This is a genomic window from Pantoea sp. FN0305 (assembly GCF_050113845.1).
GTDB lineage: Bacteria > Pseudomonadota > Gammaproteobacteria > Enterobacterales > Enterobacteriaceae > Mixta > Mixta alhagi.
Window position 1 is genome coordinate 254,071 of record NZ_JBNJSN010000004.1, and the last position, 11,395, is coordinate 265,465.

Genomic DNA, 11,395 nt, shown 5'->3' on the forward strand with positions numbered 1-11,395 from the left:
AAAGGCACTACTCAAACATCGGTGGATAAAGACCGTTACGTCCCGGCTGCGCACCTGCGGCCGGGTTAAACAGCAGGGAAAAAAGCTGCGCGTTTAAAATGCCGCTGTGCTTGTGCGTGGCGTGAGGGAACCCGTCACAGCGGTTACTCCACCAGTAGCTGATAAAATGTTGTGGGTTAAAGCGATCGGCGACTTCGCGCCAGCTTAAGGTGCAGGGCAGATCCTGATAACCGATCACGTCCATAATAGCGGAGCGTTGTTTTTCTGGCACTGGCAGCGGGGGCAGCGCCAGCAGGTTTTGCTCCAGCGTATCGACCGGCTGCGATTCGCGTACCGCCTGCAGTAAACAGCCGCCCAGTTGACGATACCAGTCGCCGGCGATAATCAACTGCGCCGGATGCCACTGTTCAGGGGTAAAGGTTTTTACCGCCACCAGCGGCCAGCTGCGGCCTACGCGATCGCGTGAGGGCAGCAGGCAGCCCATCTGGATGCGCTGGAAACCGGGCGTTACTGGAATAATAAAGTTCCACACCGGTGCACGCTGAAAGGCTTCCGCCGTCACCTTTTGCTGGTGCCACTGGGTGATACCCTGCTGAAACCAGTTGGACCAGCCGGTGACCAGGCTATCCGACAGCCGACGCTGCAGGAAATCGCCGGTAACCGGTAGCTTGCCATACCAGCCCGGAGCTAATTTCTCCGCCATAACCGTTTCCTCACTGATGCCGATTGCCCGCTCGCTGCGTTGTTTCTGCGGACGCGATCACAAACTGCCTGCCGTCCGGCGTTGAGTCCGCCAGACTGGCTGCCAGCTTGCGCATAATTAATGCGTTGTCGCGAGCGAAAGGCGACGACTGTATCTGCCGATCCAGCAGTTGGCTAAGATGCCAGTCAAGCTGCTGAAGATCGTGCGTGGTGACGTTCGCCGGCAGGGTACGCTGTAAGTTCTGCATCAACCAGCCGCGCAGGAATTCGCCGTCATAATTGCGCGGCTGATAAAGCATCTGATAGGCGCGCAGGGCATTACGGCTAAATTCGCTGTCATTACCTTTATCACTGCCTAAAATGCGCGTGATTTCCTGCGCCACGCGTGGCAGCAGCAACGATTTCAGGGCGTTCTGATAGAGTACCCCAGCGGCGTCGCTAACCTGATCGCCGCGATAGAGTCCGGCCCGCATACTGAGCGGCGGATTATCCAGGGAAAAACGCTCTACCTGCGGCAACTTCACCAGGCTATTCAAATAGGGTAGCAGATCGAAAATGGTGCCGGCGTTTTGCCGGGCAAGTTCCTCGCCCTGATGTGTCAACGGCGGGACGCGCTGTGCAATCTGCTGAAGATAGTGCTGGTTTTGCAGATAGCTGGTAAACCAGAGCCCGCAGGCCAGCAACAGCCCGGCGGCCATCGCGCCATAGGCGGTCCAGTGCAGCAGGCGATTACGGTCTTCCCAGCGGCTATCGCTGCCGGCCAGCCCGCTTTCTTCAAAGATCAGGTCGCTCAGCAAGTGGCGGATAAAATAACTTTGCCCTTTGTTACCGGGAATGGGCGCGGCACGGTTCACGCTGTCCCAGGCGGCAATAGAGTGTTCGCCGGTGCGCGGCAACTGTAGTTTACGCGTCAGCTGCCCCATAATGCGATCGAACGGCAGGCCTTCCTGCGTGCCGCTGGTAAAGAACAGGCCGCGCGGCGACCAGGCAACCGCGCCGCCGACCGGCGAAAAGACAATATCCAGGTACTCTGCCAGAAGCGGACGCAGCGAGGCGAACTCCTGCGGGAACAGGAAGCAATCGGCGCGCTGCATCAGCTCGTTCTGCTGTTCCATGCGGTGCGCCACGTCGCGCTGTAGCTGCTGCTGCAACAGGGTAAACTGCTGCTCGAAATGGCCACTAAGCGGCGTGCTGCCGTCGCGGTGCGCCTCCCAGGGGAAGGTAAAGCCCCAGATGCGGTCGCGCTGCTGCTTATACAGCGTGGCGAAATAGCCCATAAAGCCTTTCAGCAGATCGGTTTTTGTCACCATGATATAGACCGGAAACGCAATGCCGGTCTGCTGATGCAGTTCATGCATGCGTTGCCGCAGGGCGGTGGCCTGGGCATAACGCGCTTCGGCAGCATCGCTGAGCAGATCGGCGACGCTTATCGTCATGATTACGCCGTTGATCGGCTGACGCGCCCGAAAGCGTTTCAGCAGGGCGATAAACGTTTGCCATTCGCTGGCGTCGCGGGCGCGCTGGCTCTCCTGCAGGGTATAACGTCCTGCGGTATCCAGCAGGACGGCGCGATCGGTAAACCACCAGTCGCAGTGGCGCGTGCCGCCGATGCCGCGCACGGCGCTTTTGCCGAGGCTATCAGTTAATGGAAACTCCAGACCAGAGTTCAGCAAGGCGGTGGTTTTACCGGCGCCAGGCGCGCCGACAATCATGTACCACGGCAGCTGATAGAGCCACGGCGCGCTGTAGCGCTGCCAGCGGCTGCCATGACGCTTACGGCCAAACTGCGTTTTTTTCAGCAGAGTAATGGCTTCGTTAAAGCGCTCGGTCAGCATGCTTTCCGTTGCCTGTTGCTCTGCCGGGTCAAGCATCGCCTGCTGCTGCAGGTTCGTCAGTAGACGATTATTGAACCAGGCGTTATACAGTCGGGGGATCAGCTGCATCAGGATCCAGAAAAAATAGGCGAGCCCAATCACCAGCTGGCGATTAAACACCGGCTCCAGCGGGCGCGCATCGTTAATGACCAACAGCGGGCCAACAATCCAGATCAGGCAGGCAAAGGCGCTAATGCCGATAAAGCCCCAGGCCAGACGACTGGCAAGCAACGGGGGCCATGCTTTCTTCATTACGGCTTCTCCTTTTGCGCAGGGTTCACCGGCGCGGCGAACAGCGTAATTTCGATACGTCGATTACGGGCGCGATTTTCTTCACTGTCGTTCGGCAGGAGCGGATCGCTATCGCCGCGTCCCTCCGCCTTGATCTGATGTCCGGCGGTGAGTTGCTGATTCAGCAGGGCGGCGATGGTTTTCGCCCGTGCCAGAGAAAATTCATAGCTCGACGGAAAACGATTAGTGCGCGGCACGCGGTTATCGGTATAGGCGGAAACCAGCAGAGTGCCTTTAATATCCTGTACCGCGTCGGCGACACGCATCAGCAACGCGCGCCCTGAGCTATTCAGCGCGGTGGCACCCGGTTCGAAAAGTTTATCGGAGGAAAGAATAATTTTACTGCCAAAAGCACCATCACTGACTTCCAACTGACCTGCGGCCAGCACATCGCTTAAGCGCTGGCGTAAATTAAGTAGCGACTGCGGCGTCGCCGCGCCGCGTGACAGCGTCACTTCAGGCAACGGTGCCTGATAGATAGCGCGCAGCACCGGTTCAGCCTGGCTGCCCAGCCGCCAGTTAAGGCCGCTATAAATCAGCCCGGCAATTAAGGCGGTAATCAGCAAACAGCTCCAGATAGGCACCGGCGGTCGCCAGAACTGGCTGGAGAGCGGCCTGGCCTCAACCGTCACGCTGGTGGGGGTATTCTGATCCTGCCGGGTTTCGGCAATCAGTTGTCCAAGGCGAGTGCGCAGAGTATCGCGCTGTTGACGGCCATTTTCGATGCCGCGATAGCGGCCTTCATAGCCCAGCAGCAGACAATAGTGGATCACTTCCAGCAGCGCCAGATGCTGGGCCGGATTTTGCGACAGGCGGGAGAGCAGCTGAAAAAACTTCTCGCCGCCCCAGCTTTCGTTATGGAAGGTCACCAGCAGGCCGTTGCCCGACCAGACGCCACGAATGCCCCAGGGCGTCTGTGCTGCCGCTTCGTCCAGCGTGCTGCAAAGACAGTAGCGGGCGCCGATAATGGTTTCAAACGGCAACCCGGCCAGCTTGCAGCGGTTTTCAAACTGACGCACTTCTTCCACCAGTTGCAGGCGCAGCCCGGCCGGATCGTCATGCGTGGCAGCCATACGAATATGCACAATGGTATTCAACAGCGGGGAGGCCGCTGCCAGTAATATATTATCCGTGCTCGTGTTGTGTGCTTCACGGGCAGCATCTACAGGCGTCATTGAATCACATTATTCCAGACCGAAAATATCCCATTTTCAGCAGTAACCGGGAGTTCCTGCCGGGTTATGCGCCGGCAGGCGTAGTTTAATCAAGGATCCAGGTAGCGGTATTGGCTTTGCGACAGGCTTTACTGGCGCCGCCGACATCCACACAGACTTGCTTAGTGGCGCGGCGTGGACGCGGACGATCGTTGCGCAGCGTCTGCTCATAACGATCGCTGGGCACGCCCGCTTTCATCGGCACATAGCCGATAAGCTGCGTATCATCAGGCTCGGCGATGGCCAGCCAGTTATTTTCCACCTTGCCCAGCACCTGGAAAGGCTTGCCGTTTTCCAGATAGCGCACCACTTTGCCGCCGTAGTCGGGCGTGGTCATCACCGAAGCGTTGTACAGCGCGCGATAGCTTTCATCAATCGGCGTAAACTCGCCGGGCGCACTGACCGCATGACGATGGACCAGCGTCATGCCGTTGACGGTGCTGCTAACCAGCGTGTCGTCATTGACGGGCGGTGCAGGTGGTTTACAGCCAGCAACGGTCATAACAGCGAGTAATGTCAGCGCGAAACGAATTTTCACTTTGATCCTCACGATCTCATCAGATTATCTGGACAAAAGCCAGAGCGTGTAGCGCAGAGACGCGACGGGCAAACCTGATGCTTGCCGAAATTTGACGCGGCTGGCTGGAAAAATTGCTCAGATTTACAGAAAGATAAAACCAGGCTCAGTCTACCTGACACTTTTGAGATTTCAAACCATTGCGCGAGTCTGTTTCTCATGTTACTTGCGCGCCGTGCGTCACCTTAGCGGCATCGCCCGACGGCAGCGTCAGAACATTATCTGGCAAGTATAGACAGCAAAGCAGGCGTGGCGCAGGCTTAATGCAATGCGCGAAAAAAGAAAGGGCAGAGGGAAAGGGATATCGCCCGACAGCGCGCACGCACTGCCAGGCGAACTCTTTCAGAATTTACAGACGGAAGTGGCCTGCAGTATCGGCCAGCTCGTTAGCCTGAAACTTCAGCGCGCCGGCAGCGGCGGTAGATTGCACCACCAGTTCGGCATTCTGTTGCACCATTTCATCCAGTTTGCCAATAGCCAGATGTACGCCCTGAATGCCGTGCAGCTGCGTTTCACTGGCCAGCGTAATACCTTCCATGATTTCAGAAACGCTGGCCACATTGCTGACGATATCATCCATGCTTTCGCCCGCCATGCGGACATAGTGTGAGCCGGTCGCCACGCTCTGCGTGGTGCTGTCGATCAGGGTTTTAATCTCTTTCGCCGCTTGCGCGCTGCGCTGCGCCAGATTACGCACTTCACCGGCGACCACGGCAAAACCACGTCCTTGTTCACCGGCGCGCGCGGCCTCGACCGCAGCGTTAAGCGCCAGAATATTGGTCTGGAAGGCGATGCCGTCGATCACGCTGATAATATCGCCAATTTTACCCGATGCCTGTTCAATGGTTTCCATGGTGGCGATCACGCTGGAGACCACTTCGCCGCCACGTCGCGCGGCTTCAGAAGCGGAGGCCGCCTGCTGATTCGCCTGCATTGCCGACTGGGTTGATTCGGTTACCGACTGGCTAATCGCATCCATCGCGCTGACCGTTTCGCGCAGGTTATTCGCTGCCTGCTCGGTACGCCCGGAGAGATCGGCGTTGCCGCTGGCGATCTCATTGGCGGCAACCTGCACTGAGGCGCTGGCGTCGCGCAACTGCGTCATCACCGTAGCCAGCTTATCGGTAAAGGCGTTAAAGGCGCTGGCGATTTGCGAGACTTCATCATTGCCGTTGACCGGCAGGCGCTGGGTCAGGTCGTTATCGCCAGAGCTGATCGCATGCATCGCATCACGAATCGACAGCAGGCGACGCATCAGCGCGCCAATCAGCAGACCGATTACCAGTGCGGCGACCAGCACCAGTAGGATCAGCGAAACCGCGGAGGCAGAAAGCAGCGAATGCATACCGGCGTACGCTTCCGCACGATCCAGCGCAACCACCAGATACCAGTCGGTGCCGCTAACCGGTTTCGCCAGCAGCAGCTTGTCCACGCCGCTCAGCTGTGCTGCCACCGGCGTGTCGCTGCGCAGCAGGGCGGGTACGTCAAGGTCGGGCAGCAGATTTTTCACCGGTTTCAGCGCCATATCCGCATCGCTGGTGGTCACAATCATGCCGTTTTTATCGATCAGCAGGCCGCTGCTGGCGGGCGTAGGGTGAATAGAGCCAACGTTTGCGACAACGCTATCCATGGCCACATCGCCGGAGAGCACCGCCTGCAGCGTACCGTTCTCTGTTACCGGAATGGCGAAAGCCACCACCAGCTTACCGCTGGTGACATCGACATAGGGCGGCGTCACGATCGGTTTTCCGGCTGCCTGCGCCTGCAAATACCACGGACGCCCCGTTGGATCAAAGTCAGGGGGAATGCCGGTCGCATCGGAAAATTTCGCTATTTTGCTGGCGTAGCCGGCATAAACGTTAGTAAAGCCGCCCGCAGCCGCCACCTGGCGGAACGCCGGGATCGGATCGGCCTCCAGCGCCACCGGCTGCAGCGAGGCGATCATGGTGGACTTGCTGTTAACCCATTCGGCAATCGCGGCATTATGGCTGTCGGCAACCGCTTCCAGCGTGCTGGTAATGGCCTGCTGATTATATTTTTCCGTTACCAGATAGTTCAGCGTGGCGTTGATTATCAACGCCACCACCACGCAGGCGGTAGTAATAGCAACAATACGGGCACGAATTGAAGAAAGCATGGTGGAGCCTCATGAAACCGAGATCAGTTCTTACGGTATCGGTTATCAGCCTCAACAACTTGAGACTGATGCGTGAAATATAAGCAAAACCTATCGCTTCCCTGATGCGATAAGCGGCACGTACTTTGCTTGATCCTGAGCGGGATAAGGTTAACGGGGCGGTTGATAATGCAAAACACCACCGATTATGCCTGGCGTTACTGGTCAGCGTCACGGGAAAGCGAGCGGTTAGCGTTACAGGAATTGTTAAATAGCGAGGCGCTACTCGATGCGATTAGCGCTTTAATTCACGCCCTCCAGCGCGAACGCGGCATCTCTACGCTCTGGCTCTGCCGCGACAGCGATTTAACGTTGCCGCAGCTGATCAGGCGGCAAGATGAAGTTGATAAGGCGCTGAGCGGCATGCTGACGCAGTTGCCGGAGCCGGAAAAGCGGGCCGCCGCCAGCGGTTTTTATGGGCGCGTGGCACTGACGCTACAGGCGTTAAGCGGGCTGACGGCGCTACGTAAAGAGGTGCTGCGCCATCAGCTGCCCTATAACGCGGCAATAGAGCAGTACAGCGAACTGATACGGCATCTGCTGCATTTGATATTCGAGGCGGCGGATAACGCCAGCCACAGCATGTCACGAGCGTTGCTGGCGCTGTTCAGCTTTATGCAGGGCAAAGAGCTGGCCGGGCAGGAGCGGGCAATCGGCGCGGCGGGCTTTGCCGCCGGCGCGTTCAGTAAAGCGGATCGTCAGCAGCTGGTGACGCTGCTGGAGAGTCAGGATCGCAGCTTCAGCACCTTTTGCCAGTTTGCCGACGAGCAGAGTCTGCAGGCCTGGCACGCCATCGCTGAAGCGGGACAGGAGACAGAAAAGCTGCGGCGCATCGCCTGTAGCGGGATGAGCACGCGCGGTGCTGATGCGCAGCGCTGGTTTCAGCTGCTCAGTGAGCGGCTGGATGGCATGAAGCAGACAGAACAGCTGCTCCGGCAGCAGGTCATGCGCACCTGTCGTGATGGCATTGCCCAGCTGGAAACGGCAAATGCCGCGCCGCTATGGGAAGCATGTCGGCAGCCGTCAGGCTACAGCCTGTATGTCACCAACACCCCCTGGCTGGAGGAGGGCGGCATGCTGGACGCAGCGGGGATTGCGCCGCAGCTGGGACGTTCGCTGCTGACGCTGATAGAGAATCAGGCTCAGCGCCTGCAGGCGCAAGACGATGAGCTGGCAGCGATGCACGCCACGCTGACGGAGCGTAAGCAGATCGACCGGGCCAAAGCGCTGTTGATGCAGCATTACCAGTGCGATGAGCAACAGGCATGGCATACGCTGCGCAAAATGGCCATGGATCAAAATAAGCGGGTCGGTGAAATTGCGCGGGCGTTGACAGAGGTTGCTGCCGTGTTCTCGCTACCTCATACCAGGTAGCTGCACAATCAGCGTGCGTAACATGTCACACCAGAGTGCGCCGCCTGGCGCTCACCCTCCTAAAGCCGCCTGCGGAGCGCATTTAAAAGCTGGCACGTCGCTTGCAGTAACCTAACACAATGGATGCATCTGTTTCGCCAACGGCGGTGAAACGAGTGCTTTGGATAAAGGCGTCCGCTCGCAGGCTTTCACTCCCTGCGATGGACGCCTTTTTTTATCTCTTTTATCAGGAAGCACAAAATGAGCAACGCGCGTTTTATGTCGTCACGTCGCTGTTTTCTCGTTGGCAGCGCGCTGGCGGCGGGCAGTGTCCTGGTGCCGGGATTAGGCAGCGCGGTCTGGGCTGCCGGTTCTGACGCGCCGGAAAAGCCGCTGGTGCGCGTGGGTTTTATCCCGCTTACCGACTGCGCCCCGGTGATTATGGCGGCCCTGAAAGGGTTCGATAAAAAGCATGGCATCAACCTGCAGCCGTCGAAAGAGGCGAGCTGGGCGGCGGTGCGCGACAAACTCGCCTCCGGCGAACTGGATGCCGCTCACGCGTTGTACAGCATGATCTATGGATTGCATCTCGGTATTGCCGGTAAGCAACAGGCGATGGCGAATTTAATGACGCTGAACAACAACGGCCAGGCGATCACGCTCTCCAGCCAGCTCAGGCAACAGGGCGTCCACGACGGCAACAGCCTGCAAAAGCGGGTAGCCGCCAGCGAACCGGGCACTTATCGCTTCGCGCATACCTTTCCCACCGGCACCCATGCCATGTGGCTTTACTACTGGCTGGCCAGCGTGGGTATCGACCCCTTCCGCGATCTGCGTCTGCTGGTGGTGCCGCCGCCACAGATGGTGATGAATATGAAAATCGGCAACATGAGCGGCTTCTGTGTGGGCGAGCCGTGGAACCAGCGCGCCATCAGCGAGCAGGTTGGCTATACCGCCGTCACCAGCCAGCAGGTCTGGCCGGATCATCCGGAAAAAATCCTCGCCACGCGCGTGCAGTGGGTACAGGACAACCCCAACACCGCCCGTGCCCTGACCGCTGCGGTGCTGGAGGCTGCCCGCTGGATCGATGCCTCAGAGGATAACCGGCGGGAAACCGCACGGGCGATAGCCGGGCGCGCCTGTCTCAATACCCGGGCGGAGAGCATTACCGGAAGAATGCTGGGCGAGTATCAGGATGGTCTGGGCCGTCGCTGGCAGGACGCGCACGGCATGCAATTTTTCCGCGACGGCGAAGTGAGTTTCCCCTGGCTGTCGGATGGCATGTGGTTTTTAACCCAGCTACAGCGCTGGGGCCTGCTGAAGCAGCAGCCCGATTACCAGGCGGTAGCGCGCGCCATCAACCGCACCGACATTTATCGTCAGGCTGCCAGCGCGGTGGGCAATATTTCGGTGCCGCAGAGTGAGATGCGCCGCAGCACGCTGATCGACGGCAACGTTTGGGATGGCAGCAATCCTGCCGCCTGGGCCAATGATTTCGCCATTAAACGCCGAGGAGAACCCGCATGAAGAACAAAGCTCAGATCGTACCGCGCGCAGAAACCGCGCCTGCGGTAGCGGAAGTGATCGTCTTGCCGCCCGCATTGCCGCGTCCCCGGCGGCGTCGCTGGTCGCTTAACGCGCTGCTGAAGCGGCTGATCCCGTTGTGCTGCGGCCTGCTGCTGCTGCTCGGCATCTGGCAGATTGCGGCGCTGAACAGCAACGGCTTTCCCACGCCGCTGGCTACCGGGCAGGCGGCGCTAACGCTGTTTGCCCATCCTTTTTATAACGGCGGCCCTAACGATCAGGGGATCGGCTGGAACATTATCGCCTCTCTGACACGTGTTGCGGTGGGCTTTGGGCTGGCGGCGCTGGTGGGGATCCCGGCAGGTTTTCTGATTGGGCGCTTTCGCTTTCTGGCGCAGATGTTTAATCCGCTGATTGCGCTACTGCGCCCGGTCAGCCCGCTGGCCTGGCTGCCGATTGGTCTGCTGCTGTTTCAACGCGCCGAACCCGCCTCCAGCTGGACCATTTTTATCTGCTCCATCTGGCCGATGATCATTAATACCGCCGAAGGCGTGCAGCGTATCCCACAGGATTACCTCAACGTGGCGCGGGTACTGAAGCTCTCTGAATGGACCATCCTGCGCAAAATCCTGTTTCCGGCGGTGCTGCCTGCGGTACTGACCGGGGTGCGCCTCTCAATTGGCATCGCCTGGCTGGTGATCGTCGCGGCAGAAATGCTGACTGGCGGCCTGGGCATCGGCTTCTGGATCTGGAACGAATGGAACAACCTCAACGTAGAAAACATTCTGATCGCCATTTTTATTATCGGCGTGGTGGGTCTGCTGCTGGAGCAGGGACTCATGCTGCTGGCGCGTCGTTTTAGCTGGGAAAAATAGGGGAGTACGCCATGCAAAATATTATTCAGGTGCAGAGTGTCAGCCAGCGCTTTCATACTTCTGAGGGCGAATTTCTGGCGCTGGATAACGTCTCTTTTAACGTGCGCGCCGGAGAGACGCTGAGTCTGATCGGCCACTCTGGCTGCGGTAAATCAACTCTGCTTAACCTTATCGCCGGACTGACGCTGCCCAGCGATGGCGTACTGCTGTGTGATAACCGTGAGATTGCCGGTCCTGGCCCGGAGCGGGCGATGGTGTTTCAGAATCACTCGCTGCTGCCGTGGCTCACAGCGCAGGAGAATGTGGCGCTGGCGGTAGATCACCTCTTTCAACACAGCATGAACCGGGCGGAGCGACGGGAGTGGATTGAGCATAACCTGGCGCGGGTGCAGATGAATCATGCAGCCCATAAACGACCGGCAGCGCTGTCAGGCGGCATGAAACAGCGTATTGGCATTGCCCGCGCGCTGGCGATGAAACCGCGCGTCCTGCTGATGGATGAGCCCTTTGGCGCGCTGGACGCCCTGACGCGCGCCCATTTGCAGGATAGCGTGATGCGTATTCAGCAGGAGCTGAACACCACCATTGTGCTGATAACCCATGACGTTGACGAGGCGGTGCTGCTGTCGGATCGGGTACTGATGATGACTAACGGCCCGGCGGCGACGCTGGGCGAAATCCTGACCATCGATTTGCCGCGTCCGCGTTCGCGCGTGGCGCTGGCGGACGAACCGCGCTATCACCAGCTGCGTCAGCAGATCCTGCATTTCCTGTATGAAAAACAGTGCCACGCGGCCTGAGGAGTCAGC

General features: G+C 58.8%; 9 protein-coding genes. 4 read left to right on the forward strand and 5 right to left on the reverse strand.

What is annotated here, in order from left to right:
* Window positions 1–7: 7 nt before the first annotated feature.
* The 5 genes from tagF to ACQE3Y_RS10270 form a co-directional block, all read right to left on the reverse strand.
* Window positions 8–703 (reverse strand): type VI secretion system-associated protein TagF, encoded by a 696-nt coding sequence (tagF, locus tag ACQE3Y_RS10250; protein ID WP_426972793.1) that lies wholly within the window; start codon window positions 701–703, stop codon window positions 8–10.
* Between the two features lie 10 nt (window positions 704–713).
* Window positions 714–2,828 (reverse strand): type VI secretion system membrane subunit TssM, encoded by a 2,115-nt coding sequence (gene tssM / locus ACQE3Y_RS10255; RefSeq protein ID WP_426981586.1) that lies wholly within the window; start codon window positions 2,826–2,828, stop codon window positions 714–716.
* Window positions 2,828–4,042, reverse strand: a complete 1,215-nt coding sequence (gene icmH / locus ACQE3Y_RS10260; protein ID WP_426981587.1) for a type IVB secretion system protein IcmH/DotU — start codon at window positions 4,040–4,042, stop codon at window positions 2,828–2,830. Before icmH ends, tssM begins: the two co-directional genes overlap by 1 nt.
* Before the next feature lie 85 nt (window positions 4,043–4,127).
* Window positions 4,128–4,583, reverse strand: a complete 456-nt coding sequence (locus ACQE3Y_RS10265) for an SH3 domain-containing protein (protein WP_426973073.1) — start codon at window positions 4,581–4,583, stop codon at window positions 4,128–4,130.
* Between the two features lie 424 nt (window positions 4,584–5,007).
* Window positions 5,008–6,795 carry a methyl-accepting chemotaxis protein gene (locus ACQE3Y_RS10270; RefSeq protein WP_426981588.1) on the reverse strand — a complete coding sequence of 596 codons (1,788 nt, stop codon included), beginning with the start codon at window positions 6,793–6,795 and terminating at the stop codon, window positions 5,008–5,010.
* A 168-nt stretch (window positions 6,796–6,963) separates the two neighbouring features.
* Between ACQE3Y_RS10270 and ACQE3Y_RS10275 the strand changes: the two genes are divergently transcribed.
* The 4 genes from ACQE3Y_RS10275 (at window position 6,964) to ACQE3Y_RS10290 (ending at window position 11,386) form a co-directional block, all read left to right on the forward strand.
* Window positions 6,964–8,208: a nitrate- and nitrite sensing domain-containing protein gene (locus ACQE3Y_RS10275; protein WP_426972789.1), complete on the forward strand. Its 1,245-nt coding sequence runs from the start codon at window positions 6,964–6,966 to the stop codon at window positions 8,206–8,208.
* Window positions 8,209–8,448: 240 nt separating this feature from the next.
* Window positions 8,449–9,714, forward strand: a complete 1,266-nt coding sequence (locus tag ACQE3Y_RS10280; RefSeq protein WP_426981589.1) for a CmpA/NrtA family ABC transporter substrate-binding protein — start codon at window positions 8,449–8,451, stop codon at window positions 9,712–9,714.
* Window positions 9,711–10,586, forward strand: coding sequence for a nitrate ABC transporter permease (gene ntrB / locus ACQE3Y_RS10285; protein WP_426972787.1), 876 nt, complete (start codon window positions 9,711–9,713; stop codon window positions 10,584–10,586). The genes ACQE3Y_RS10280 and ntrB overlap by 4 nt, the downstream gene beginning before the upstream one ends.
* 11 nt (window positions 10,587–10,597) lie before the next feature.
* The gene (locus tag ACQE3Y_RS10290; RefSeq protein WP_426981590.1) at window positions 10,598–11,386 is read left to right on the forward strand and encodes an ABC transporter ATP-binding protein; all 789 of its coding nucleotides are present in this window, start codon (window positions 10,598–10,600) and stop codon (window positions 11,384–11,386) included.
* The last annotated feature ends 9 nt before the right edge of the window (window positions 11,387–11,395 follow it).